Genomic DNA, 24997 nt, shown 5'->3' on the forward strand with positions numbered 1-24997 from the left:
GTGCTGGGAAGGATGAATGCGGCGTCCAGGTGAAATCCGGTGACATCATGTCGTGCGCTTGCGCGGACCGCTGGCGACCATGATGGCAAGAATCGTTTAAACTTTCACTAACGGATGTGAAAGCTTACAATCCAGGCCGTTCCGTGCTTCTCCTTGGGGTCGCCGTGGAGTATAAGAGGACGATGAGCGCATTATTGTCCCACTCCGGCAAGCTTCTGCTTGCAGCTCTTGCCACGGGCGCTGTCCTTTTCGGCGTGATCGCTACCTTTGACGGCTGGCTTCGACACGGCACCGATATCTTTATTGCGTCTGTGCAGAATGGCATCGCCTGGTGCTTCTGACAGGCGGCTCTCGAGGCTGCGGCATAGCGCGGTATTGAGACAAAAGAGCGCGGTTGTGCTTTCCAGCCGTTCTTGATTTGCGCAACCTCAATGGCTTGGCTATCACTCGCATAGGGCGCCTGCCGCCAATTATCGCATGGTGAGGAACAGCATGAAATCGATCCGTCTCGCGCTCTGGGGTGCCGTCGTCGTTCTCTTGGGCGTCATGGGCTGGTTGACGATGGAATTGACCAACAGCCGTGAGCAGATGGTGGAGGAGGCCTATGGCACGCCCTTCCAGCTCGTTGCGCAGAATGGTCAGCCGATTACCGAGAAGGCGTTTCAGGGCAAGCCGACAGCGCTGTTCTTCGGCTTCACCCATTGCCCTGAAGTCTGCCCCACCACGCTGTTTGAGCTGAATGGCTGGATGGAGAAGGTCGACCCGGCGGGCGACAAGCTGCAGGCCTATTTCGTTTCGGTCGATCCCGAACGCGACACGCCCGAGGTGATGAACCAGTATATCTCCAACGTCTCCAAGCGGATTACCGGCATTACCGGTGCACCGGACAAGATCGCTGAAACGCTGAAGGGTTATCGCATCTATGCCAAGAAGGTGCCGGTCGACGAGAAGGACCCGAATGGCGATTACACCATGGACCATACGGCCTCGGTGATCCTGCTTCGCCCGGACGGTTCCTTCGGCGGCACGATTGCCTATGGCGAAAATCCTGATGTGGCCGTTCAGAAGCTGCAAAATCTCGTCAAGTCCTGACAGGTCGGCGTAAGAAACGCCTTCCGCTCCATTGGATTGCCGCGTGTTTTGTGGCAAAGGCTGACGCTTCAACCAGCTGAAGCGTGTGGCGATTGATCCTCACGCTTGAAGCCCTCGTTTCGTTGCATGTCATCAACGCAAGATCGCTTATCGGTATTGCGCAACATGCCTTAGGGAAAGCGTCCGTCGTGAGTGAAATCCGTCTCTATGTCACCACAACCGAAGTTCAGGCAGGCGACGTGCTTGATGTGATGTCGGAAGTCTTCGGCGAGGAAGATATCGCGATCGCGACCACCGAGGTCGATGAGAAGCGCGATATCTGGGAAGCATCGATCTACTTGCTTCTGGAGCAGGAAGACGAGATCACCGAGCGCTTTCAGACGCTGTTGCAGGCTTCCTTTCCGCATCTTGCGATCGAGCGCGAAGTCATTCCCGATGTCGACTGGATCGCCAAGTCGCTGGAAGGACTGAAGCCGGTGCGGGCAGGGCGCTTCCTGGTGCATGGTTCGCATGACCGCGACAAGGTTCGTCCAAACGATCTGGCCATCGAAATCGAGGCCGGTCAGGCTTTCGGCACCGGGCATCACGGCACCACGTCAGGCTGCCTGGAGATGATCGAGGACGTTCTGCGTTCGCGCACGATCCGCAACGCGCTGGATCTCGGCACGGGCAGCGGTGTTTTGGCAATTGCGACGGCAAAGATGCGCAAGGTGCCGGTACTGGCCACCGATATCGATCCGATCGCGACGCGTGTCGCCAAGGAGAATGCGAAGCTGAACGGCATCGCCTCCGGCATTGCCTTCGAGACAGCGCCCGGTTTCCACTCGGATTCCTTTCGCCGTCATGGGCCATTCGATCTGATCATCGCCAATATTTTGGCGCGTCCACTGATCAAGATGGCGCCGCAACTCGTGGCGCATCTGGCGCCCGGCGGCACGGTCATCCTATCGGGTATTCTCAGCACCCAGCGCTGGAAGGTTCTGTCCGCCTATAACGGCATGAAGCTCAGCCACATCCGCACTATCTGGCGCAATGGCTGGGTCACGATCCATCTTCGTCGCGACATGCTCTGACGACATGAAAAAGGCGACGCTTGCGCGCCGCCTTTTCAATCGGTCCTGCCGACCGAATCCGCGAGCCTTGGGAGGAGAGGCTCAAGCGGATAAACGTATTCCTTGTTCAGCGAGCCGGGAGGAAGCTCGCCTCACGATCAGAATACGTAAGTGGATTTCGCCTTGCGACGCAGTTCTTCGCGCGTAGTGCCGAAAGCGGCAATGGTGGTGTCGTCCAAGTTCAGCATTGCGCTGCTGACATAACGGTCTGCCTGCCGCTGACGGGCTTCGACGACGCGTTCAAATGCGGTGCGAAAGATCGACTTCGACATGTTGGACATCCTTGTTCTGCGGGGTTTTCGTTGCCCCTTCGATGCTTTGGAATTTAGGACAGTGCAGCTCCGGACGCCATAGCCGCTTCGACATTCGTGCTATGCGTTATATGCAATCCTGCGCGTGATCGCCCCTCAGATTTGCGCAATCTGCCTAACTATTGGGCGGATGGAGGTGCCGTGGGATGGCGCTCGCTTTGATCTGGACCTGCGAGAGGCTGCCGCGCTATGGTCTGTAAAAGATGCGTAGATTCCAAAAGACAGAGCGTCCTTTGTGCGTCCAATAAGACGCACGGCGCTCTGGACAATCCAGAAAGCATGCCATGTTCCAGTCCTTTGACAACAAGTCCACTCCGCAGTTCGGCAAGGCTCGCGTGGAGGCGTTGCGCTCGACCTTCGATGCGCTCGGCATAGACGGGTTTCTCATTCCCCGCGCTGATGAGTATCAAGGTGAATACGTACCGGAATGTGCCGAGCGGATGGCATGGTTGACGGGCTTTACCGGTTCTGCCGGCGTGGTGCTGGTGATGCGGTCGCAAGCCATCGTGTTTGTCGACGGGCGCTATACGACGCAGCTTGCGTCACAGGTTGACCCGGCGGTGTTTACCGGCGGCGATCTGGTGGGCGCCCCGCCGGCAAAGTGGCTGGGCGACCATGCGCCGAGCGGATTCCGTCTCGGTATCGACCCCTGGCTGCATACGAGCGCGGAACTGCTACGGCTGGAAAAGGCTCTTGCCGAAAAGGGTGGCTCCGTCGTGCTGCTGGCTGCCAACCCGCTCGATCCTCTGTGGGAAGGGCGCCCTGCGGAGCCTCTGGAGCCGGTCGCGATTCAGCCGGACGCCTTTAGCGGCACGCCCGCGCGGCAGAAGATCGACAACATTGCCGAGGATGTGAAAGGCCGCAAGGCGGATGCGGTTCTCGTGACCGATCCATCGTCGATTGCGTGGATCTTCAACATCCGCGGCAACGACGTGCCGCACACGCCGCATCCGCTGGCTCGCGCGATTATCCATGCCGCTGGCAAAGCCGATCTGTTTGTGGATGAGCGGAAATTGAACGGCGAGGTCAAAGCCTATCTCAATGACCTCGTGAAGCGTCACGCGCCGACAGAAATCGAGCCGACCCTTCGCGGGCTTGCTGAGAAGGGCGCGTCGATCCTGGTGGATGCCGACGTGGTGCCTGTGGCGCTGACGCGTGTCATCAAGGACAATGGCGGCACGGTTGTCGAGGCGATCGACCCCGTGAAGCTGCCGCGTGCCTGCAAGAACGAAGCGGAGCTGGCCGGTTCCGCCGCCGCCCATATTCAGGATGGCGCGGCGATGGTGGAATATCTGGCATGGCTCGACAGCCAGCAGCCCGGTACCGTCAGCGAAATCCAGGCGGTAACGAAGCTGGAGCAGGCACGGGCGCGCCTTGGCGAAACGATGCAGAACCCGCTCAAGGACGTTTCCTTCGATACGATTTCCGGCTCCGGCCCGAACGCCGCGATTATCCATTACCGCGTGACCACCGATAGCGACCGCCGCCTGCAGGATGGCGAGATGTTTCTGGTGGACTCCGGTGCGCAATATGTGAACGGCACCACCGATATCACGCGCACCGTCGCCATCGGCAATGTGCCAGACGAGCAGAAGCGCTTCTTCACGCTGGTGCTTAAGGGCGTCATCGCCATCAGCGACGCGAAGTTTCCGAAGGGAACGCGCGGTTGCGATCTCGATCCGCTGGCGCGCATTGCGCTGTGGAAAGCAGGCGCCGATTACGGCCACGGAACCGGTCACGGAGTCGGCTCCTATCTGTCAGTGCATGAAGGCCCGCAGCGCATTTCCCGCGTGTCTCAGCAGGAAATCCTGCCGGGGATGATCCTGTCCAACGAGCCTGGCTACTACCGTCCCGGCGCTTTCGGCATCCGCATCGAGAACCTGATCTATGTGCGAGAGGCCGAGGCAATCGAAGGCGGTGATCAGCCGATGCTCTCCTTCGAGACGCTGACCTGGTGCCCGATCGACCGCAGACTCATTATCGTTGCGCTGCTGACGGAAGACGAACGCGCCTGGCTGAACGACTATCACGCCAAGACGCGCGAGAAGCTGATGCCGTTGATCAGCGATGAGAGTGTAAAGCAGTGGCTCGTGGCTGCGACCGAAGCCCTTTGATGTGAGCCCGTGACGGCATTTTCAATTCATGAGAGCTGAAAATGTCGGAGCGCCACGACCAGCGCCCAGCCGGCGAAGAGCATGATCAGGCCGGGGAAGCGCAGACCGACGATCAGCGCCACGATCAAGCCGAGCTTCACATCATACCCGCCTTCGAAAAAGGCGGGTGCGACGAGCGTCGTCAGAACGGCGACGGGGACGGCATTCAATCCGGCTTCCACGCGCGGCGGGATGGATTTCATCCGCGTCATCAGCACGTAACCGCCGACGCGGGTGAGGTAGGTCGCAACAGCACCGGCAACGATGATGATGAGTGTCTGGAGGTGGAAGAACTCGCTCATGGGGTCTGCACCTCGCCCTCTTCGACGGGGTCACTTTTCGCGGGCGGGAGGATGACGGCGATGATGATACCTGTCATCGCGCCGATGCTGACATGCCAGGGCGAGCCGACGAAGTGGAAGGAAGCGATCGCGCCGACGGCGCTTGCCAGCATAACAGGGTAGAAGCTGTTGCGCTTGCGAAAGCCGAGCACCATGCCCATGAAATAGATCGGCAGCAGCACGTCAAAGCCAAGCGCTTTTGGATCGCCGACAAGATTGCCGAGCGAGGCGCCGACGACGGTGGAGATCATCCACAGCGCATAGACGACGAAGGCGTAGCCCATATAGAGCGAATAGCGCACCTCGCCGTGCATTTCCTTCTGCCGGACGGATTCGGCAAATTGCGGATCGACCAGGAAGAAGAAGCCGATGGCTTTGCGGGCAAAGGACCATTCCGGAACGATGCGGACCATTGCTGCGGAATAAAGCACATGCCGGAAGTTGACGGCAAAGATCGACAGCACCACGAGCCATGCCGGCAGGTTTTGATTGAAAAGCTCGATGCCGACCAGCTGGCTGGCCCCGGCATAGATGATGCCGCTCATCAGCGTCGCTTCATAGATGGTCATGCCGTTGTCGATGGCGACGGCGCCAAACAGCGCGCCGAAGGGCAAGACGGCAAGAGCGACGGGGAGGCCAAGGCGGATGCCTGACCTGAAGGGTGATTGTGTCATGGGGTAGCCGGTCCTGTACCGGAGAACATGGGATGTTTGTCTCCTACAGTCTCGGGCGTATGCGCACAAACAAAAATAAGGAATAGCTTGATTGATTTATTTGAAGCTTGGCCTGCCCTTCCACCTCTTGTTCTGCCGCATCTCGTTGTCGCACAGTCGCTTTATGCTTTGCACGACCGGCGAGAGGAGGGCCGCATCTTGGAACTGAAAATCGACAAGCAGCAGAAAGCAGGGCTGGCCAAGGCAGTCCAGGATTATCTGGTGAATGAGCTGGATGTCGATGTCAGCGGGCTGCAATGCGAGATGTTGCTGGACCACGTGGCGGAGGTGATCGGTCCGGCATTCTACAATCAGGGACTACGGGACGCGCAGGCGGTGATCTCACGGCGAATGGACGACGCAGCGGCTGATATCGACGTGCTGGAGCAGCCATTGAACGGCCGCTGAGGGGCCTAAAGCGCGTTGCGATCTTTCAGGGTCGCTCACCCGCGCTTTCATCCTTCCTATTGTCGCATGTCGTGATCACAACACCGTCGCACAGTTTTGCGCGATACGCGCTTTAGGCTTTCAGAATATCGCTGCTGTTGACCACCGCAATCCCCTTGGCGCGCATGGCGGCAATCGCGGCCTTGATGCCTTCCGGGTCGATTCCGCGGCTGGCATCTTCGATGAAGCGCACTTTCACATCCGGCAGCATGTCGCGCGCATCGAGTGCGGAGAAACTGACGCAGTAATCCGTTGCAAGCCCGCAAATATCCAGAACAGTTACGCCCTCGCGATTGAGGTAATCGGCAAGGCCCGTTGTTGCCGACTGATCGTTATCGCGGAAGGCCGAGTAGCTATCGACGGCTGGGTTCTCGCCCTTTTGCTGGACGTGATCGAAGGCTTGAGTATTGAGATCTGGATGGAAGTCCGCATCCGGCGTTTCCTGAACGCAGTGATCCGGCCACATGACCTGCGGTTTGCCCGACAGTTCGCCCATCTCGAAAGGCTGCTTACCGGGGTGTTGAGATGCGAAGCTGCCATGATTGGCCGGGTGCCAATCCTGCGAGGCGACGATCAGGTCGTAGCCGCCATTTTCGATCAGCGCATTGGCAATCGGCACGATCTTGTCGCCATCGGCCACGGGAAGATTTCCGCCGGGGCAGAAGCCGTTCTGGATGTCGATCAGCAGCAGCGCCTTCATGTGTCGTTCCTTCAAGTCGATTGCTTGTGGCGGAGCTTAGAAGGTTTTCGTCAAAATGAAAACGACGGGATGACCGGGGCCGCCGTCATCGCCGCATTTTAGGCAAAGTCGAAAGATACAGGCTTTGCCCAGAAGAGGGGACCCCGACTCAGCCATATGTGTGCTGCACGGACAGCCTTGCTCTTCGGTTTCGACGCCCGAAAAACAATGGGGCGCGAACATCGGATCTTACCTGCATGAACATGGCTTGCGCTTTTAGGGACAGCGTTTTCAGGGGACTCGTAAAGACTTTGGTTACCATAATTCGGCATGCTTCGAACCTGTTCGCTTCGAGGATGGTGCGATTCGCATCTGACGATCGAGGCCAACGCCAAGTCGCCGGCGATAAGCCGGTTTTGCGTAAACGGTTCGAGTAACGAGTATCATGGCGTCATCAGTCGTGACCTATCAGGGCGTGCCCATGCGCGGTGCAGCCCATGCAAAAAAACGTGCTGGCCTGTCATCAGGCGGCCTCTCCGCTCTTCTGGGCGGCGGGATCCTTGCCAGTGTCTGCGCTGTGGCGGCTTTCGCTTCGCTTCATGGTATGGCGCAGGCGTCGCATGGCACTCAACGTTTTGACAAGATGCTGCTGGCTCAGCTGGATCGGCCCGCGAGCGAGGCGCCCGATGACGTGCAGCCCACCATTCACGTCCATAAGTTCTCGCGCCTTTCGGCCAATCCCGAAGGCCACCAGAAAATGACGCGCCTGGCAGCAGAGCACCATCTCAATGCCAAGCTCTTTGCAGCGCGCTTCGGCACGGCAGCGGCCATCGACGCTCAAGGCCAGGCGACCGTCAAGGAGCTGGCAGCGCTTCGCCCATCGGCAATCGTCGATTCAGCGCTTGGTCGCGGGCCTGAGACCGCGATGCTGGAAACACAGGAAGCAAAAGAGCATCCTGCGTTTGAGGCCGCACTCGGTCGCCCGCAGGCGAAGGCCGATGAAGAGATCGATCTTCTGCCGGAGACCGTCCCGCTCCCGAATTTCCGCCCGGAGATCGCAAAAGCCTTCGAGGTCGAGCCGACACCGCGTCCTGCCAGCCCATCTGTCGTCGAGAAGGAGATCGCTGCGCAAGCGACCGTTCCGACGCCCGCCAAACCACCGGTGCAGCAGCCCGCGACATCCACGATGGTTGCCTTCGCGCGGCCCGACAATCCGATGCGCGAAACGAAAATGGACGCCGTCGTTCCGTGGCCGGATCGCGGTAATGGCACCGCCATCTACGATATTTCTGCAGGTGTCGTGCATCTTCCAAGTGGCGAGAAGCTTGAGGCCCATTCGGGTATCGGCAAGATGCGTGACAATCCCGATTTCGTGCACGTTAAGATGCGCGGTGCGACGCCACCGTCAAGCTACCGCCTGACCATGCGCGAATCACTCTTTCACGGCGTGGAGGCCATTCGTCTGACGCCAGAAAGCGGCGTCAATCCCCATGGCCGTAACGGGCTTCTGGCGCATACCTATATGCTGGCGAAGCGCGGTGAATCGAATGGCTGCGTCGTCTTCAAGGAATATCCAAAGTTCCTGGCAGCCTTCAAGCGCGGTGAGGTCAAGCGCCTGATTGTGGTGCCGAAGCTGAACGGACGTCCTTCCGCTGTCGCAGCCAGCAGCAGTGGAAAGAGCGGCGGCAAGACATTGTTCGGCAGCCTGTTCGGCAAGAGCTGAGGTCGCGGACCAGATTTAACGGCGGCGTTGGGTCAGTACCATGCCGCCGAGAATGAAGATCACGCCGAGCGCAGTCGCCCAGATTTTCGGCGGCTGGTCGCTGAAGAAATCCAGGACGACACCTGAGACCATCTGGCCGCTGATGACGAGGAGTGCGGTGTTGACGGCACCGATGCGCGCGATCAGCCAACTGCCGGAGGCGATGAAGACAACGCCGATCGGCCCGCCGATGAAGGCGTACCATGGCGCATCGCCCGCACCTGGCGGGAAAAGACCACCAATCACCAGTCCCACCAGCGTCAGCACGACCAATCCGACAAAGTGATTCCAGAAGGATGCGGTCAGCGGTGACGTGGACAGGCTGAGGCGGCCATTGATCTGGCGGCTGAGCGAAACGAAGACGCCGCCGACAAAGGCCATTGCGATCCAGACGATCATGCCGCTCTCCCCACCAGAATGATGAGAGCGCTGCCGCCGAGGATGAGGGCGATTGCGAGAATGTCCTGTCCCTGTGGCCGGCGCTTGGGAAAGCCGAACAGGCCCCAGAAATCCGCCGCTAGGCTGAAAATCACCTGCCCAGCCAGTCCAAGGGCGATCGTGCCGGAAAGTGCCAGAGGCGAATTCACCGCCGTGGAGGTCAGCATGACGAGAACAGCGCCGATCATACCGCCCATATAGGCCCAAAGTGGGGCCTTGGGTTTTGCTGGCTGTCCCGCCTCCGGTTTGCGGTAGAGCAGCCCCATGATGATGATTGCCGCAACCGTTCCTGTGGCGTGAGCCGTCCAGGAGGAAAAAAGCGCATTGCCATAATGGGCGAGCATTCCGTTGAAATGCACCATCAAGGTCAAAAGACCGCCGCTGGCGAAAGCGGCCGCCAGGTGAAGCGGATTGGAACGTGTCGGCGTCATGGGAAACTTTGTCTCTTTGAGAATGGCCCTGAAGAAGTCATCTGGCTTTAGAACCTTACGGCGCAAAAACAAAACGAAATGCGTTGATGGGTCCGGCCATTTGCAGTGATGGGTGAGGCATCACCACAGCGCCACGCGTCCATTTCCACACACAAGGGACGCTTCATCTCTTTTGAGACGACGCGTCGTGCTTCCGATGTTTTAGGGAACAAAATCAGCGCAAAGCTGTTGTTTGCGCATGAAAAAAACGACACGCAAACCACTGAGCCGGATGACGATCTTCGTCATCTCGATCTTTATTATCGCCGCTATCGTTGCCGCGGTTTACCTGATCGGGTTTACGCCGGGCGAAACGACCGCGTGAACCGGTGCCGGGTCGTAGGAGGCCGGGTGGGTGGGCAATGATACGCTCGAAGAATCACTTTTCCTCTTTGCAGTTGGCAGTGCACGCGGCTTGCGCATATTTCCTGCATAGCCCAAAACAAGCCTCGCCCCTCTGAACAGGAAACGAGTCACCTCCAGATAGGCGCGGAAGGGCAGGACGGTGAAGTACCGCCAGCGGGGCAGCTTGTAAGCGCGAGCGACGCTTTGAATGGAGCTGGTGTTGTCTGCATCCTGCGAAGCGCACAGAGGATAGATGAAGGCCGACTTGAGGCCTGCCAGATATTCGAGATCATAGGCGATATCGTAGGCCAGGCGCATCGGGACCAGCTTTTCTGCAATCCACTTGGCCGCTTTGCGATTGACGATATAGGCACCCGAGCCTTTTTCGCGCGTCAGTGCGATGCTCAACGAGCGTTCAGCCGTCAGCTTGCGGAAGGCATGTTTTTTCCCGTGGCTGACTGTCGATAGCCGCAGAATATCCCAATCGTTTCGATGATCGATTGCAGCCTCGACCGATTCCATAAACCCCTGCTTGAAGACCACGTCGTCCTCGAGGATCAGCGCAAACTCGGCCTCGCTTTGCAGCAGTCGGCGTGCGCATTCCACGTGGCTCAGATAACAGCCGATTTCCGGCGGACAGGTCCGGCGGCCGTGCATAAGCTTGTAGGAAAGCTCGCTGAATTCCGGGATCGGAAATTTCAGGGCTCTTCCATCGACCGCTTCGACACGCTCTGCCGTGAGCCCGATGCCTAAGAGCTTGTCGACCATGGCCTGGTTGCGTTGCTGTGCATTGGCCATGTTGATGAGGTAAACTGCAAGTATTGAATTAGAATTCTCGAATATATGCAATTTAACCTCAGGAGGACGACTCTGCGAAAACCATGTGGTTATTGCCGAGAATCGCCCCGAGGGAAATAGTCGAAGCCGTCAGTTACTCAAAAATACGAGGTGAAAACTTAGGGGCCAGCGCGCCTTTTTTGGGCGCACGAGGCATGCTTATCTTCTTCAAGCTGGCGCGGCTTCTTTATGTTTGGGAATCAGGCCTTTTCGACGAAGCCGTCGAGCACCCGTTTCTGGCCCGCTCGGTCGAAATCGATCGTCAGCTTGTTGCCTTCGACGGTCGCGACATTGCCGTTCCCGAACTTGATATGGAAGACGCGATCTCCGACCGCAAATTTCGAGGGCGCGTCGGCCACCGACTTCGCAACCAGCTCTCCATCGATGGTCCGGGCACGCGGACCGCTCTCACCATAGCCGATCCGCTCTACCGCATGTCCCGAGCGGCTGCCCCAGTTGTCGCGCGTCGCATCCGACTTGTTGGCTTGAGCGCGTTTCCAGCCGGGCGTGGCGTAATTATTGGCAAAGGGTTCGGCCTTGTCGAAGCGGGACTGGCCGTAGCCGCCGCGACCGCCATAGCCACCATAACTGCTTTCTGATGCCGTGACTTCGACATGGGATGCCGGCAGCTCATCCAGGAAGCGTGAGGGCAGGGTGGATTGCCACAGGCCGTGAATACGACGGTTTGAGACGAACCAGATGTGGCAGCGGCGCTTGGCGCGGGTGATGCCGACATAGGCAAGACGCCGCTCTTCTTCGAGCCCGGAGCGTCCGCCTTCGTCCAAAGAGCGCTGATGTGGAAAGAGCCCTTCCTCCCATCCGGGCAGGAAGACGGTTTCGAATTCCAGGCCCTTGGCGGAGTGCAGCGTCATGATCGAGACGGCATCGAGCTCTTCATTCTGCTCGGCATCCATGACGAGCGCCACATGCTCCAGGAAGCCGCGCAAGCTCTCGAAGGAGTCCATCGAGCGGATAAGTTCCTTCAGGTTTTCAAGGCGTCCAGGCGCTTCCGCGGTCTTGTCGGCCTGCCACATGGCGGTGTAGCCGCTCTCATCCAGAATCTGTTCTGCAAGCACCGTGTGTTCAGTGTTTTCAAGCAGCCCTTGCCAGCGGCGAAAATCCTGCACCACATCGAAGAGCGCCTTGCGCGCCCTGGGCTTCAACTCATCGGTCTCGATGATATCGGCGGCGGCTGCCAGCATGGGGATATCGCGGGCGCGGGCATAGTCGTGCAGCGTGCGAATGGTCGTGTCGCCAAGCCCGCGCTTCGGCGTGTTGACGATGCGCTCGAAAGCCAGATCGTCGGCCGGTTGGCAGACAAGGCGGAAATAGGCCATGGCATCGCGGATTTCCATGCGCTCATAGAAGCGTGGGCCGCCGATGACGCGGTAGTTGAGACCAAGCGTGACGAAGCGATCTTCGAATTCGCGCATCTGAAACGAGGCGCGAACGAGGATCGCCATGTCGTTGAGATTGTGCTTGGTGTTGCGCTGAAGCGCCTCGATCTCTTCGCCGACGGCACGGGCTTCTTCTTCAGAGTCCCACGCAGCATGCACCACGACCTTTTCGTCGTTCGGATCGACGCGATCGGTGAAGAGTGTTTTGCCCAAGCGACCTTCATTATGGGCAATCAGGTGACCGGCGGCGCCGAGAATATGCTCGGTGGAGCGATAGTTGCGCTCGAGCTTGATGACCTTGGCACCGGGAAAATCCTTGTCGAAGCGCAGGATATTGTCCACTTCGGCACCGCGCCAGCCATAGATGGATTGGTCGTCGTCGCCAACGCAGCAGACGTTTTGCGGCTCGCCCTTTGCGCGCTGCGCCAGGAGCCGCAGCCACATATATTGGCAGGTGTTGGTGTCCTGATACTCGTCGACCAGAATGTAGCGGAAGCGCTGGTGATAATCCTTGAGGATATCGCCGTGGCGGCGAAAGATGGTGATTGGATGCAGAAGAAGATCGCCGAAGTCGCAAGCATTCAGCGTCTTCAGTCTTGCCTGATAGGCTGCATAAAGCTCGCGGCCCTTGCCATTGGCAAAGGCGCGGCTGTCGCCTTCTGGAATATCGGGCGGTGTCAGGCCCTTGTTCTTCCAGTTGTCGATCATCCCGGCGAACTGCTTGGCCGGCCAGCGCTTGTCATCCAGACCTTCGGCCTGGATCAACTGCTTGATGAGCCGCACCACGTCATCGGTATCGAGAATCGTGAAGTCCGATTTCAGCCCGACGAGTTCGGCGTGCCGACGCAGAAGCTTCACGCCGATGGAGTGGAAGGTGCCAAGCCATGGCATGCCTTCGACCGCACCGCCGACAAGAACGCCGATACGTTCCTTCATTTCGCGCGCGGCCTTGTTGGTGAAGGTCACGGCGAGGATCTGGCTTGGATAGGCCTTGTTGGTTGCGAGAATGTGGGCAATGCGTGTCGTCAGCACGCGGGTCTTGCCGGTGCCGGCGCCCGCAAGAACCAGCACTGGACCATCCACCGTTTCGACCGCCTCCCGCTGCTCCGGATTGAGGCCGGAGAGATAGTCGGGCGTGCCACGCGCCTGATCGCGCGCCGCCATGGCGCGCGCGGCAATGCCCAGGCCACCGGCGGCGGGAGCTGCGGTTGGGGCCGGACGGCGCGGCTCGTTTGGTTCTTCGTCGAAGAACGGCATATCGTCGAAACTATTGCTCATGCGGCTCAATGTAGTGATTCGGGATATAAACGCTAGAACGTCGTTCTGCTTTTATTCCCGTATTCACGGTGATCGCGACCAATAGAAGGCAAAATTCCGGTTTTATGCATGCCCGAGGCCTCACGAGACGAGCGCATCCGATGCTGAGTCGAGGACGGCTTCGAAGCGGAATTACAACTGCCGATAAAGTATATCGGTGATTTTTCGATGTTTTGCCGCAAAATTTTCGCAAATTACAATTCGGTAAGAAACGAAATGTTGCGTTGCGTTGTTAAGCAGCAGCAAAGATACTGCCCCAAATCATTCGCCTGCCTGTCCGCGCTGCGGCACGGCTGCGGTTGTGGATGGATCACACGGAGAATTGCATGCGGGTTTGGAAGCAGGTTGGTGTCAGTCTGGCGGTCGTCGGGGCTGGTTTCTTTTTGTGGGCGTTCAATTCGTCCACAGGGCAGAACCTGCTGGCGAAGGCTGGCATCGTCACGACGGGAGAGCCTGCAAACAATGCCGCCAGTGCTTCGTCCAGACCTGCAGGCCAAGGTGGCGGGGGCGGTCGCAGCAATGCCACGCTGGTGATTACTGCTCCTGCCAAGACCGGCACAGTTAACGACCGCCTCAATGCCATCGGCAATGGTGAGGCGATTCAGACCGTCGTCGTCACACCCCAGGCGTCCGGATTGATTTCCGAGATCCTCGTGTCGTCCGGTCAGAAGGTGAAGAAGGGCGATGTGCTGGCGAGGCTCGATGATGACGAGCAACTGATCGAGCGCGACAAGGCGCAGGTCTCTCTCAAAAGTGCGGTTGAAAAATCTTCCTCCTATAAAAATCTTCAGTCGGTGGCCCGTCTCGATGTTCTCGACGCGCAGATTGCCGAGGAGTCTGCCAAGCTTGCGGTCAGCACGGCCGAGCTCAATCTGAAACGGCGCAATATCGTCGCGCCGATCGACGGCATTGCCGGCATCGTCGCCATTAATGTCGGCGATAATGCAACGACACAGACCAGCATTGTCAGCATCGACGATCGCTCAAAGATCCTCGTCAACTTCTGGGCACCGGAACGATTTGCCACGGCAATCAAGGTCGGCATGCCGGTGGAGGCGACCTCGATTGCCCGCCCGGGTGAAACCTTTACGGGCCAGGTGGAGGCGGTCGACAATCGCGTGGACGAAGCAAGCCGCACCGTTCGTGTGCGCGCGGTTTTCGATAACGCCAAGGATGAGCTGCGTGCGGGCATGTCCTTCAGCGTCACCATGAAGTTCGAAGGCGAAACCTACCCATCGGTCGATCCGCTGGCCGTGCAATGGGACGCCGACGGTTCCTATGTGTGGCGCGTGAAGGACAACAAGTCGAACAAGGTCCGCGTTCAGGTGGTGCAGCGCAACCCTGACGCTGTTCTGGTGAAGGCTGAGCTTTCACCCAATGACCCCCTCGTGACGGAAGGTCTGCAGCGCGTGCGTGAAGGCGGCGCTGTGCGCATCGGCAACGAACCGAAAGCACCGGAGGTCGCCAGCCAATGAGCGGTTCATCAACTGGACAGACGCCGCCCGCAGGGCAGGACTCGAAGCTTGCATTTACCGCGCTCTTTGTAAGACGGCCGATCCTTGCTGCGGTGATCAACACGTTGCTGGTGGTCGCCGGTCTGGCGGCGCTCGTGGGTGTAGAAGTGCGCGAATTGCCGGATGTGGACCGTCCGGTCATCTCCGTGCGCACGACCTATGACGGCGCGTCGCCGCAGACAATCGACCAGGAGGTGACGCAGACGATCGAAGGCGCTGTCGCCCGTGTCAGCGGGGTCAAGTCCATCTCGTCGGCCTCGCAGTTCGGTACCAGCCGGGTGACGCTGGAATTTGGCGACAATATCGATCTGGCCGTCGCAGCCAATGATGTGCGCGACGCGATCGGACGTGTCACCAACCAGATGCCGGAAGATGCCGATGAGCCGCAGATCATCAAGGCCGATTCCGACAGCCAGCCGATCATGCGTCTTGCTGTCACGTCCTCCACGCTCAGCATGGAGGACCTGACCAAGCTTGTCGAGGATGAGGTCGTCGACCGCCTGGCTGCCGTCGATGGCGTTGCCGATGTGGAGCTCTACGGTGACCAGGAGAAGGTGTTCCGGATCGATCTCGATCAGGCAGCACTTGCAAGCCGCGGCCTCACCGTAACAGATGTCTCGAATGCGCTGGCAACCGCAGCGCTGGATGTTCCGGCCGGCTCGCTGAAAAGCTCCACGCAGGACATCGTGGTGCGCGCGACAGCCAACCTCACAACGCCTGCCGAATTTGAAAATCTGCTGATCAAGGACAAGGTGCGTCTTCGCGATGTGGCGAGTGTGCAGCTTGGTGCCGACGATGAAAGCACGTCCCTGCGTTCCAACGGCGTGCAGGGCGTCGGCCTTGGCGTGATCCGTCAGGCGCAGTCCAACACGTTGAACATTTCCACGGGCGTCAAGGCAGCGGTCGATGCGATGACGCCGAACCTGCCAGAGGGCACACGGATCGTCGTCACCAGCGACGACGCTGTCTTCATCGAAGGCGCGCTTCATGAGGTGGAGCTGGCGCTTGGTCTTTCCGCACTGATCGTCGTGGTGGTTCTCTATCTCTTCCTGCGCGACTGGCGCGCCACGCTTATTCCAGCCATCACCATGCCGGTCGCGCTGATCGGCACACTGGTTGCCATCTATATGGTCGGCTTTTCCATCAACATCCTGACGCTGCTTGCCATCGTGTTGGCGACGGGTCTTGTGGTGGACGATGCGATCGTGGTTCTGGAAAACATCGTGCGCCGCAGAGCCGAAGGGATGGGGCCGCGTGCCGCGGCCGTGCTTGGTACGCAAGAGGTATTTTTCGCGGTTCTCGCGACAACCGCGACGCTCGCCGCTGTCTTCATTCCGCTGTCCTTCCTGCCCGGCCAGTTGGGTGGCCTGTTCCGCGAGTTTGGCTTCGTGCTGGCCTTTGCCGTTGGCTTGTCCTCGATTGTGGCGCTGACGCTCTGCCCGATGCTCGCATCACGCATGTTGAAGAAGACTGTCGAGCATAAAACCGGCCCGCTTGCCTGGTTCGGCAATCTCTTTGCCAGCACCTACAAGAACACGTTGTCGAGCTGTCTCAACAATCCGCTGATCGTCATCGTCGTGTCGCTTGCCTTTGCAGGCGTCTCCTGGGTGGCGTTTGGCATGGTGCAGAACGAATTGACGCCGCGCGAGGACCGCTCGTCGATCTTTCTGCGGGTGACTGCGCCGCAGGGCGTCAGCCTGGAATATACACGCGACCAGTTGCAGCGCATCGAAGAGAACCTGATGCCGCTGCGCGAAAGCGGGGAAATCCGTAACGTCTATTCGATCACCGGGATGAATGGCTCGTCCAATACCGGCTTCATGGTGTTGACGCTGGCGCCATGGGCGGATCGTGACCGCACGCAGAACCAGATCGCTCAGGATATCAATGCCGCCGCACAAAAGGTGCCTGCGCTTCGCGGCACGGCGCAGCAGCCGAACAGCCTGCGCATTCGCGGCGCGGGCAATGGTCTCAGCATGGCGATGGTCGGCTCCAACTATCAGGCGCTGACCGAGTCCACGCAAAAGCTGCTGCTGGCGATGGAAGAAACCGGCATGTTCGACACGCCGCGCTTCGATAACGAGCCGAACCAGGCGCAGCTTTCCGTCTCCATCGACCGCGAACGGGCATCCGATCTCGGCATCGACATTACCGGCCTGTCGCGCGCCATGCAGTCGCTTCTCGAAGGCCGCTCCATTGTCGACGTCTTCGTGAATGGTGACGCGATCCCTGTTCGTCTTCTCGCGTCCACCCGGCCGATCAACGATCCGACCGATCTTGAGAACATTTTCTTGAAGACAGACGATGGCAAGATAGTGCCGATGTCGGTGATCGCGTCGCTGAAGGAAAATGCGGTCGCGCCGCAGCTGAACCGCGAGCAGCAGCTGCCATCGGTCGGCTTCTCCGCCAACCTGCGCGAAGGTGTTTCGCTGGGTGATGCGGTTGCCAAGGTCAATGAACTCGCGGGCCAGATCATGCCATCCGGTGCGCGGCTGATCCCGCTCGGTGAAGCTGCGACGCTTCAGGAAAATTCCAGCGGCATGTTGCTGACCTTCGGCTTTGCCATTGCGATCATCTTCCTGGTGCTGGCAGCGCAGTTCGAAAGTGTCCTGAGTTCGTTGATCATCATGACGACGGTGCCGCTCGGTCTTGCCTGCGCGGTAATCGCGCTGCTCGTGACCGGATCAAGCCTCAATGTCTACAGTCAGATCGGCCTCGTGCTTCTGGTTGGTGTGATGGCGAAGAACGGCATTCTGATCGTGGAATTCGCCAACCATCTGCGCGATCAGGGCGCGAGCGTGCGTGAAGCCATCGAGAAAGCTTGCAGCATCCGCCTTCGTCCCGTGATGATGACGATGATCGCCACCATTCTCGGCGGCGTGCCGCTGGTGCTGGCACAGGGTGCGGGTGCTGAAGCCCGTATCGCGCTGGGTTGGGTGATCGTCGGTGGCCTCGGCTTTGCGACGCTGGTGACGCTCTACATCACCCCGGTTTCGTACCTGCTCCTGGCGCGCTTTGCCAAGCCGCAGGCGGATGAAGAAATTCGTCTGCATCGCGAACTGGAGACCGCCATTCGCCGCCGCGCCCTGGAGGAGGAAAAGCCACTTCTTGCTGCGGAATGATTTGGCGTCAAACACCGGACAGTCGCAAAGCCCGCGCTGGACAAAGTGAGAGCCTTGTCACATACCACGCCGTGGCCCGCGCGCGACGCGGGCTAAAAACTTGCAGCGTGGTGGAGCATGTCATGGCTTTGAAGGATGTCGTATCGGGAACACGAAACGAGGCTGGCATTGCCGCTGTTTTGACGATGCTGAAACGCGATCTCGGCGAAAAATTCCAGACGGGCCAGTCTTTCCGCGAGCAGCACGCCCACACCACCACCTACCTGACGACCCAGCTTCCCGATGGCGTTGCCTTTGTTGAAACCGCCGATGACGTGAAGACGGTGGTAAAGGCCTGCGCGGAGCACAAGGTGCCGGTCATTCCCTTCGGAACGGGCTCTTCGCTGGAGGGCCAGGTCAATGCGCCATCTGGCGGTATTTCCATCGATTTCAGCCGGATGAACCGCATCATCGAGGTCAATGCCGAGGATTTGGACGTGACGGTGGAGCCCGGCGTCAACCGCGAGCAGCTGAACACCTATCTGCGCGATACCGGGCTGTTCTTTCCGATCGATCCCGGCGCCAATGCGTCGATTGGCGGCATGGCATCCACGCGCGCATCCGGCACGAACGCGGTGCGCTATGGCACGATGAAGGACAATGTTCTGGCCGTAACCGCTGTCACTGCCAATGGTGAGGAAATCCGAACCGGCAGGCGCGCGCGCAAATCCTCTGCCGGCTACGATCTGACGCGGCTTTTCGTCGGTGCGGAGGGCACACTCGGTGTGCTCACATCCGTTACGCTTCGTCTTCAGGGCATTCCGGAGAAGATCGCCGGCGGTGTCTGCACCTTCGAAACGATCAAGGCCGCCTGCGATGCGGTGATCATGACGATCCAGATCGGTATTCCGGTGGCTCGTATCGAGCTGCTGGACGAGGTCCAGATCCGCGCCTGCAACGCCTATTCCGGTCTGGGATACGAAGAGAAACCGACGCTCTTCGTCGAATTTCACGGGACGGAAGAAACGACTGTGCTGCAATCGCAGCAATTCGCCGAAATCGTCGCCGAGTTTGGCAGCACGGATTTCAAATGGACCGGTGACGCGCAGGAGCGCAACAAGCTGTGGAAAGCCCGCCATGATGCCTATTGGGCATCGCGTGCGCTGGCGCCGCATCTCGACGGCCTTTCGACCGATGTCTGCGTTCCGATCTCCCGCCTTGCCGATTGCGTCGTGGAAACGCAGCGCGACATCATGGAAAACAACATGCTGGCTCCGATCGTTGGGCATGCGGGCGATGGCAACTTCCATGTTCTCGTGCTTTTCGACGGCAAGGATGCCGACAGCGTGGCGAAAACCGAAGCCTTTGTGGCGCGGCTCAATCGTCGTGCGCTGTCCATGGATGGCACCTGTACCGGAGAGCACGGCGTGGGACAGGGGAAGATGAGTTTTTTGGAGGAAGAGGCCGGTCCCGCACTCGATACGATGCGCGCCATCAAGCGGTCTCTTGATCCGGATAATATTTTCAATCCGGGCAAGCTCTTTCGTCTTTGATCTGGTTAGAGAGCAAAGGGCTTTCGACCAAATGATGCTTGCCCTAGGGCGAAAAACCGCTAGTTTTCAGCGGTGATTATGGGAGACGACGGGTCGTGCTCGGACGCATATTGGTTTTTCTGGGCGGACTGCTGGTTGTGGCGCTCTTTGCGGCGCTTCTGATTCCCTATTTCATCGACTGGACCGACTTCCGTCGCGACTTCGAAGATCAGGCGAGCCGCATTCTGGGCAAGAAGGTCGTGGTCCACGGACCGGTCGAAGCCCGGCTTCTGCCTTTTCCATCGGTGACGCTGCATGATGTGAGAGCAGGCACCGACGCCGATGGCTCGCCACTCATTCAGGTGGCACGTTTTTCCATGGATGCCGAACTCGCACCGTTTCTTTCAGGAGAAGCGCGCATCTTCGATATGCGTATCGAAGAGCCAAAAGCGAAGATCCGGCTGCTGAAGGATGGCACGCTGGACTGGATGCGTGGCGGTCGCGTCGAGATTCCGGCCCGCACCGTGGTGCTTGAAAGCGTCAACATCGAAGACGGGCAGATCGAGTTCATCGACGAGCAATCCGGTCGCAACCGCACCATCACCGGGCTGAATGCTGCGATGTCGGCAAAATCACTGGCAGGACCGTGGCGGGCGGAAGGCCGGGCCGCGATTGATGGCCACGCCGGATCGTTTTCGCTTTCAAGCGGCGAGCCGGACCCGACGGTCGGCCGCATGGGACTTCGCCTGCGGCTGCAGCCGGATGAGTATCCCGTCGAGATCGATCTCGATGGCGGCATTGGCGCAACGGCTGGTCGTCCTGTCTATAGCGGCTCCTTCGCCTTCAATTTCCGCCGTGACGACAATCAACAGCAGAAGGGTCAGCAGAAGCAGGATCAGTCGATCTTCTCGGCGCCGCGCACACGCGGCAGCTTTGAACTGACCAACGGGCGCCTGCGCATTCCCAGCTACCGCATGGAACTGGGCGCCATCGACAATCCCTATATCGTCACCGGCGAAGCCACGCTCGATACGGGTGCGGCGCCCGAATTCCTGCTGACCGCCGACGGGCAGCAGATCGATTTCAACCGCTTGACGCCGGTTCCGGTCCCGTCCAGCGGCAAGACATCCCGCGTACCGACAGTGTCAGTGCGGCAGCGTATCGAGGCTTTTGCCGATCTGATTGCGCGCATTCCGGTGCCGCAGGTGCCGGGCAAGGCCAGCATCAGTCTGCCCGCACTCATCTCCGACGACACCACCATTCGCGATATTCGGCTTGATGTGCGACCGGACGGGTCAGGGTGGCAGGTGGTGAACGCCGTTGCCGTGCTGCCAGGCCGCACACAGTTCGAGGCCAAGGGCTCGCTGACGCTGACGGACGGCCCTGCCTTTAATGGCGATCTTCTGGTGGCCTCCAACCAGCCGTCCGGACTTGCCAATTGGCTGACGGGCAGCGTCGATCCGGCCATTCGCCAGCTCAACGCTGCCGGCTTCTCATCCAAGGTCTCGCTGACGACAAAGGCTCAGCGCTTCAACGATCTCGAACTTGCCATCGGCCGGGCATCTTTGCGCGGCAGCCTGCTGCGTCAGACGACGGATAAGGGGTCGAGCATCGATGTCGACCTTGCCGGCGACGAAATCGATCTCGACGCGCTGAAAGCGCTCGGGAGCCTTGTGCTTGGTGATCCGAATGGCGCATCCGTCTTCGATGAGCGCATCGCCGCGAAATTCAAGGCCGACCGTTTCAATATGGCGGGTGTAACTGCGAACAAGGTCGAGACCGCCTTTACGGTGTCGGACGGCGTTCTCTCGCTCGATACGATGACGGCTGGCGATATTGCCGGTGCCGAGGTGCATGCAAAGGGACAGCTGCAAGGAACACTGCTGAAATATGGCGGCAAGGGCAACATCAATCTGCGCGCCGCAGACATGCAGCCGGTGCTTGAACTGATCCGCCAGAAACTGCCACACCATCCGCTGCTGGATCGTCTGGTGAGAAGCGCTCCCTGGTACGCCAATTCGGATGTCACCGTCGATCTTTCCGTCGATAGCAACAGTGGCGGTGCCAATGCTGCCGTTTCCGGCACGATCAATGGCAGCCGTCTCTCGGCGGTTGCCAAGCTGCCGGACTTCTTCTCGATCACGGACGATACCGCGCTGACGCTGGAAGCGGTTCTCAAGAACCAGTCGACTGCGATCCTCTTCGGCCAGGCGGGGCTTGATCCGCTGCCCTTCGATGCGGATGGCGAAGGTCTGCTTTCGGTCAAGCTCAATGGCAGCCTCGGCTCCGCGATGCAGACGGATTTCCGCTTCTCCACGGAACGTACCCATTTCACTGCCGGCGGCAGCTTTTCGCTTGCGCCCGAGACCTTCGGCGAGGGCAGCGCCGATCTCGCGCTCGAAAGCGCGGATATCGAGCCCTATCTTATCATGAACGCCGTCGGCTTACCGCAGCTTGGTGGTGGGATGTCGACCAAGGCAAATGCCAAGCTTTCTGTCGACAAAGAGAAGGCCACTTTTGCCAATTTGACTGGCCAGGCTGGCGGCAACGCCTTTTCCGGCAATGTCGCACTATCGCGAGCCGCACCCTACAAGGTGACGGGCGACGTCTCGCTTGCGAGCGTCGATATGGCGTGGCTGGGTGACGCCATGTATGGACCGGTCATCGATCCGGAAAGTGGCGGGCTGAACGCCAAGCCGGTCGCGCTTCCGTCCTTCCCGAAGATCGAGGCGGCACTGTTCGTCAAGGCGGCGAAATTCGAGGTCGGCCCCTTCGGCACCGTTACCGGATCGTCCTTCTCGATGACCCATGGAAACGGCACGCTGTCGCTCGATAATATCGCGGGCGACTGGATGGGCGGCAAACTGTCCGGAAGAATGGCGATGGCGACGGGCGAGGGGGCTGGAATCTTCCGCACCAAGCTCGCCATCTCCGGGGCCAATCCGGAAGGCATCATCTGGAAGAGCGGCAACAGCCCGGTGGCGACGGGCCGCTATGCGGCTGATCTGACGGCCGAAGCAACCGGCAAGAGTGTCCGCGAATTGCTGACATCCGCCAGCGGCTCAGGTGAAATCCGCACCAATGATCTGGTTCTTCGCGGCATCAACCCGAATGCCTTCCAGCCCTGGCTTCAGGCGGCCGCTGGCCTGCAGGGCAATATCGACGCGGCAAAAGTTCGGCCATTGGTGGATCAGCAACTCTGGCAGGGCGACGTTACGCTGGGTCAGATCTCCATGCCGTTCACCATCAGCGATGGCAGCCTGAAGATGCAGAATGTCACGGCATCCACAGATCAGTTGTCCCTCAAAGGCGATCTGTCCCTGAACATTGCCGATGAAACACTGACCGGCGGTCTCGAGCTCGACTATAAAACGGGCATCGAGGAGCTTGCCGGTGCCACGCCTTCCATCCGGCTGAACTATGTCGGTCCTCTGGCGCAGCCAGCTTTGACGACAGATGTTTCCGGTCTCACCGGCTATCTCTCTCTTCGCGCCTTCGAAAAGGAGCGCCGCCGTGTGGAAGCGCTACAGGCGAGCGTGCTGGAAAAACAGCGGCTACGACGCGAGGTTGCGCTTTATCGCTTCCAGGCGGCGGAGCGGCAGGCGGCAAAGGAACGGGCAGAGGCGGAGGAAAGAGCAAGGAAGGCGGAAGAGGAACGGCTGAGGGCTTTGGCGCAGGAGCGTCTGCAGGCAGAGAAGGAGCAGCAGGAGCGGTTGCAGCGCCAGCAGCAGACACCTGAGGCAACACCTACGCTGAGAATTCCGCCGACGCAGGATGTGATCAGGCAGTTTTCCGATCCGTCGAACGCATCCCCACCTCAATAAGGAGGTGACGCCTGCTGACACGCGTCAGTGTTGGGCGAAGTGGGGTGGCTCGTCTACTTCTGGCTCTTGAGCCAGATCAGAACATAGACCCTAAGCGCAGATGACAGGTTGCTGCTTTCCGATCTGTTGTCGTCTATCTCCGCCAACAGGGACGCGAAGCTCATCTTTCGCTTTTCCGCAATCGCGCGGAGTTCGTCCCAAAACGCATCCTCCAATGAGATGCTTGTGCGGTGACCATGAAGAGTCGTGGAGTGCTTGCGTATCAAGGTCGCTGCTTTCCAAGCCGATTCAAGAGGGTGCCAATCTGATTCATTTTCTGCCTGCAAGTCCATGAAATGTATAGGAGCTTGCGTTCGATAACGTTGTTATGTGTCCTCGGTTCCACCACTTCTCATGCAGGATGAGCGATATCGAAAGAGAGGCCGAAAAAAGCACGATGCGGTCGACGCTATCTGGAATGTCGGGTGGGATGCGCGCTTTGGTGTGTGGTGAGAAGCTCGGCCTCGTGCGCGCTCTAGCAGAAAGCATCAGAGCTTCGCGATCAAGAGGGCAGGCAGCATACTGCCTTCGATGGAGGCGCTTACCTTTTTTGAATCGACGCGTCGTGCCTTCCGAAAATCGAGTCCGATTTTCGGGCCGATGCTGTAGACCCGAGTTCAAGAATTGAAGGCGGCAAAGCGTTTGGGGGAACGTTGCTGTGAGGTGGTAGGCGAAGATCTTGGCGGCTGGCCCTATTCGGATTCGCCATCCTGACGATCAAGCTTGCCCTGATCGAGCTGGCGCTCAGCCTTGTCATTCAAGGCTGTCGTCAGAGACTTTTCGGATTTCGTTCTGCCGAATGACAGGCGGTTTTGCTCCGCCTGTTTTTCCTTCTCGGAGCGCGCCTTCTGCTTGCGAAACTGGCGCAGGTTGACGATATCACCCGTCATGGGCCCTCTCATTGGTCCGCACCGCGTTGAGGACGGGGCCAGACGCCTTACTTGTTCTTGCGGAAAGCATCCAGGGATACGACCGAGCCGGCCTTCTTTTCTTCGTCCGTCTTCTTCTCTTCAGAAGGCTGAACCTTAGCTTCAGCCGGTGCAGGGTAGGCGGTGATTTCCGCTTCCTGAACTTCTTCCTCTTCGGCCAAAGGCACGTCGAATTCGAGTTCGAAGTTGACCGACGGGTCGTAGAAGCCACGGATGGCGTTGAAGGGGATGACGAGCTTTTCAGGCGTGTCGGAGAAGGACAGACCGATCTCGAAAAGGGTCTCGGTCACCTTCAGGTCCCAGAACTGATGCTGAATGACGATCGTCATCTGCTCGGCATACTTCGCCTTGAGATGCTGCGAAATCCGCACACCCGGCGCGCCGGTCAGGAACGTGATGAAGAAGTGGTGATCGCCCGGCAGCCGGCCAGTGGCCGCAACCTCGCTCAGAACCTTGCGGATAACGCCGCGAAGGGCATCCTGTGCGAGAATGTCGTAACGGATATGATCCTGCCCCATACGGTCCTGTCTTTCCTTATTCGAACGTCTTTTACCTGAGTATACGCAATGTCTTAGTGCGCAGCAACGAAAAAGCCTTCACCGCCTGCAGCATGTTTTAGTCTTCAACCGCGGCAAATATATGCG

At 59.2% G+C, this 24997-nt stretch carries 21 protein-coding genes; 10 read left to right on the plus strand and 11 right to left on the minus strand.

Translation table 11 applies throughout. The annotated features are described in order from the left end of the window. Positions 1–182 precede the first annotated feature (182 nt). From EYC79_RS23550 to EYC79_RS20995, 3 genes are all read left to right on the plus strand, one after another. Complete coding sequence (locus tag EYC79_RS23550; RefSeq protein ID WP_162686510.1) at positions 183–341, plus strand: hypothetical protein; 159 nt, start codon at positions 183–185, stop codon at positions 339–341. A 151-nt stretch (positions 342–492) separates the two neighbouring features. Next, positions 493–1092 (plus strand): SCO family protein, encoded by a 600-nt coding sequence (locus EYC79_RS20990; protein WP_062426541.1) that lies wholly within the window; start codon positions 493–495, stop codon positions 1090–1092. A gap of 188 nt (positions 1093–1280) precedes the next feature. Then, on the plus strand, positions 1281–2165 hold the full coding sequence (locus EYC79_RS20995; RefSeq protein WP_130979412.1) for a 50S ribosomal protein L11 methyltransferase: 885 nt from the start codon (positions 1281–1283) through the stop codon (positions 2163–2165). Positions 2166–2302: 137 nt separating this feature from the next. Here the strand turns inward: EYC79_RS20995 and EYC79_RS23555 are convergent, their stop codons facing one another. Continuing rightward, complete coding sequence (locus EYC79_RS23555) at positions 2303–2476, minus strand: hypothetical protein (RefSeq protein ID WP_062426638.1); 174 nt, start codon at positions 2474–2476, stop codon at positions 2303–2305. Positions 2477–2799: 323 nt separating this feature from the next. On the opposite strand from EYC79_RS23555, the gene EYC79_RS21000 reads away from it, so the two are divergent. After that, positions 2800–4629 carry an aminopeptidase P family protein gene (locus tag EYC79_RS21000; RefSeq protein WP_130979413.1) on the plus strand — a complete coding sequence of 610 codons (1830 nt, stop codon included), beginning with the start codon at positions 2800–2802 and terminating at the stop codon, positions 4627–4629. Positions 4630–4655: 26 nt separating this feature from the next. On the opposite strand, the gene EYC79_RS21005 is transcribed toward EYC79_RS21000, so the two are convergent. Both EYC79_RS21005 and EYC79_RS21010 read right to left on the minus strand, forming a co-directional pair. Then, the gene (locus tag EYC79_RS21005; RefSeq protein ID WP_062426543.1) at positions 4656–4970 is read right to left on the minus strand and encodes an AzlD family protein; all 315 of its coding nucleotides are present in this window, start codon (positions 4968–4970) and stop codon (positions 4656–4658) included. Next, on the minus strand, positions 4967–5683 hold the full coding sequence (locus EYC79_RS21010; protein WP_112521479.1) for an AzlC family ABC transporter permease: 717 nt from the start codon (positions 5681–5683) through the stop codon (positions 4967–4969). Before EYC79_RS21010 ends, EYC79_RS21005 begins: the two co-directional genes overlap by 4 nt. 198 nt (positions 5684–5881) lie before the next feature. On the opposite strand from EYC79_RS21010, the gene EYC79_RS23865 reads away from it, so the two are divergent. After that, positions 5882–6130, plus strand: coding sequence for a DUF2164 domain-containing protein (locus EYC79_RS23865; RefSeq protein ID WP_207773712.1), 249 nt, complete (start codon positions 5882–5884; stop codon positions 6128–6130). A gap of 112 nt (positions 6131–6242) precedes the next feature. On the opposite strand, the gene pncA is transcribed toward EYC79_RS23865, so the two are convergent. Continuing rightward, entirely contained in the window at positions 6243–6869 is a 627-nt protein-coding gene (pncA, locus tag EYC79_RS21020) for a bifunctional nicotinamidase/pyrazinamidase (RefSeq protein ID WP_130979415.1), read from the minus strand. Positions 6870–7293: 424 nt separating this feature from the next. Here pncA and EYC79_RS21025 point away from each other — a divergent pair, with 424 nt between their 5' ends. Next, positions 7294–8571, plus strand: a complete 1278-nt coding sequence (locus tag EYC79_RS21025; protein WP_130979416.1) for a DUF2778 domain-containing protein — start codon at positions 7294–7296, stop codon at positions 8569–8571. Between the two features lie 15 nt (positions 8572–8586). Here the strand turns inward: EYC79_RS21025 and EYC79_RS21030 are convergent, their stop codons facing one another. The 4 genes from EYC79_RS21030 to EYC79_RS21045 form a co-directional block, all read right to left on the minus strand. Next, positions 8587–9009, minus strand: coding sequence for a DMT family transporter (locus EYC79_RS21030; RefSeq protein ID WP_062598572.1), 423 nt, complete (start codon positions 9007–9009; stop codon positions 8587–8589). After that, the gene (locus tag EYC79_RS21035; protein WP_130979417.1) at positions 9006–9479 is read right to left on the minus strand and encodes a DMT family transporter; all 474 of its coding nucleotides are present in this window, start codon (positions 9477–9479) and stop codon (positions 9006–9008) included. The genes EYC79_RS21030 and EYC79_RS21035 overlap by 4 nt, the downstream gene beginning before the upstream one ends. Before the next feature lie 324 nt (positions 9480–9803). Beyond that, a complete protein-coding gene (locus tag EYC79_RS21040) occupies positions 9804–10712 on the minus strand; it encodes a glycosyltransferase family 25 protein (protein ID WP_280956503.1) in 909 nt (302 codons plus the stop codon). Between the two features lie 188 nt (positions 10713–10900). Next, positions 10901–13375, minus strand: coding sequence for an ATP-dependent helicase (locus EYC79_RS21045; protein WP_130979418.1), 2475 nt, complete (start codon positions 13373–13375; stop codon positions 10901–10903). Positions 13376–13740: 365 nt separating this feature from the next. Between EYC79_RS21045 and EYC79_RS21050 the strand changes: the two genes are divergently transcribed. From EYC79_RS21050 to EYC79_RS21065, 4 genes are all read left to right on the plus strand, one after another. Further along, positions 13741–14889 carry an efflux RND transporter periplasmic adaptor subunit gene (locus EYC79_RS21050; RefSeq protein ID WP_130979419.1) on the plus strand — a complete coding sequence of 383 codons (1149 nt, stop codon included), beginning with the start codon at positions 13741–13743 and terminating at the stop codon, positions 14887–14889. Continuing rightward, positions 14886–18050, plus strand: a complete 3165-nt coding sequence (locus EYC79_RS21055) for an efflux RND transporter permease subunit (RefSeq protein WP_130979420.1) — start codon at positions 14886–14888, stop codon at positions 18048–18050. The genes EYC79_RS21050 and EYC79_RS21055 overlap by 4 nt, the downstream gene beginning before the upstream one ends. 122 nt (positions 18051–18172) lie before the next feature. Beyond that, positions 18173–19582, plus strand: coding sequence for an FAD-binding oxidoreductase (locus tag EYC79_RS21060; protein ID WP_130979421.1), 1410 nt, complete (start codon positions 18173–18175; stop codon positions 19580–19582). Between the two features lie 95 nt (positions 19583–19677). Continuing rightward, positions 19678–23385 carry an AsmA family protein gene (locus tag EYC79_RS21065; protein WP_130979422.1) on the plus strand — a complete coding sequence of 1236 codons (3708 nt, stop codon included), beginning with the start codon at positions 19678–19680 and terminating at the stop codon, positions 23383–23385. Between the two features lie 53 nt (positions 23386–23438). Here EYC79_RS21065 and EYC79_RS21070 read toward each other — a convergent pair whose 3' ends face one another. The 3 genes from EYC79_RS21070 to EYC79_RS21080 form a co-directional block, all read right to left on the minus strand. After that, complete coding sequence (locus EYC79_RS21070) at positions 23439–23651, minus strand: ribbon-helix-helix domain-containing protein (protein WP_062426641.1); 213 nt, start codon at positions 23649–23651, stop codon at positions 23439–23441. A gap of 465 nt (positions 23652–24116) precedes the next feature. Next, the gene (locus EYC79_RS21075) at positions 24117–24314 is read right to left on the minus strand and encodes a DUF4169 family protein (protein ID WP_130979423.1); all 198 of its coding nucleotides are present in this window, start codon (positions 24312–24314) and stop codon (positions 24117–24119) included. Positions 24315–24361: 47 nt separating this feature from the next. After that, positions 24362–24871, minus strand: a complete 510-nt coding sequence (locus tag EYC79_RS21080; RefSeq protein WP_062426554.1) for an SspB family protein — start codon at positions 24869–24871, stop codon at positions 24362–24364. Positions 24872–24997: the final 126 nt, after the last annotated feature.

Source organism: Agrobacterium cavarae (genome assembly GCF_004310285.1).
Taxonomy (GTDB): domain Bacteria; phylum Pseudomonadota; class Alphaproteobacteria; order Rhizobiales; family Rhizobiaceae; genus Agrobacterium; species Agrobacterium cavarae.

What these genes read in the sequence shown, in the direction of transcription:
- EYC79_RS23550 (WP_162686510.1), top strand. Translation starts at nt 183, where the DNA reads ATGAGCGCATTATTGTCCCACTCCGGCAAGCTTCTGCTTGCAGCTCTT.
- EYC79_RS20990 (WP_062426541.1), top strand. Translation starts at nt 493, where the DNA reads ATGAAATCGATCCGTCTCGCGCTCTGGGGTGCCGTCGTCGTTCTCTTG.
- EYC79_RS23555 (WP_062426638.1), bottom strand. Translation starts at nt 2,476, where the DNA reads ATGTCGAAGTCGATCTTTCGCACCGCATTTGAACGCGTCGTCGAAGCC.
- EYC79_RS21000 (WP_130979413.1), top strand. Translation starts at nt 2,800, where the DNA reads ATGTTCCAGTCCTTTGACAACAAGTCCACTCCGCAGTTCGGCAAGGCT.
- EYC79_RS21005 (WP_062426543.1), bottom strand. Translation starts at nt 4,970, where the DNA reads ATGAGCGAGTTCTTCCACCTCCAGACACTCATCATCATCGTTGCCGGT.
- EYC79_RS21010 (WP_112521479.1), bottom strand. Translation starts at nt 5,683, where the DNA reads ATGACACAATCACCCTTCAGGTCAGGCATCCGCCTTGGCCTCCCCGTC.
- pncA (WP_130979415.1), bottom strand. Translation starts at nt 6,869, where the DNA reads ATGAAGGCGCTGCTGCTGATCGACATCCAGAACGGCTTCTGCCCCGGC.
- EYC79_RS21025 (WP_130979416.1), top strand. Translation starts at nt 7,294, where the DNA reads ATGGCGTCATCAGTCGTGACCTATCAGGGCGTGCCCATGCGCGGTGCA.
- EYC79_RS21030 (WP_062598572.1), bottom strand. Translation starts at nt 9,009, where the DNA reads ATGATCGTCTGGATCGCAATGGCCTTTGTCGGCGGCGTCTTCGTTTCG.
- EYC79_RS21035 (WP_130979417.1), bottom strand. Translation starts at nt 9,479, where the DNA reads ATGACGCCGACACGTTCCAATCCGCTTCACCTGGCGGCCGCTTTCGCC.
- EYC79_RS21045 (WP_130979418.1), bottom strand. Translation starts at nt 13,375, where the DNA reads ATGAGCAATAGTTTCGACGATATGCCGTTCTTCGACGAAGAACCAAAC.
- EYC79_RS21050 (WP_130979419.1), top strand. Translation starts at nt 13,741, where the DNA reads ATGCGGGTTTGGAAGCAGGTTGGTGTCAGTCTGGCGGTCGTCGGGGCT.
- EYC79_RS21055 (WP_130979420.1), top strand. Translation starts at nt 14,886, where the DNA reads ATGAGCGGTTCATCAACTGGACAGACGCCGCCCGCAGGGCAGGACTCG.
- EYC79_RS21060 (WP_130979421.1), top strand. Translation starts at nt 18,173, where the DNA reads ATGGCTTTGAAGGATGTCGTATCGGGAACACGAAACGAGGCTGGCATT.
- EYC79_RS21075 (WP_130979423.1), bottom strand. Translation starts at nt 24,314, where the DNA reads ATGACGGGTGATATCGTCAACCTGCGCCAGTTTCGCAAGCAGAAGGCG.
- EYC79_RS21080 (WP_062426554.1), bottom strand. Translation starts at nt 24,871, where the DNA reads ATGGGGCAGGATCATATCCGTTACGACATTCTCGCACAGGATGCCCTT.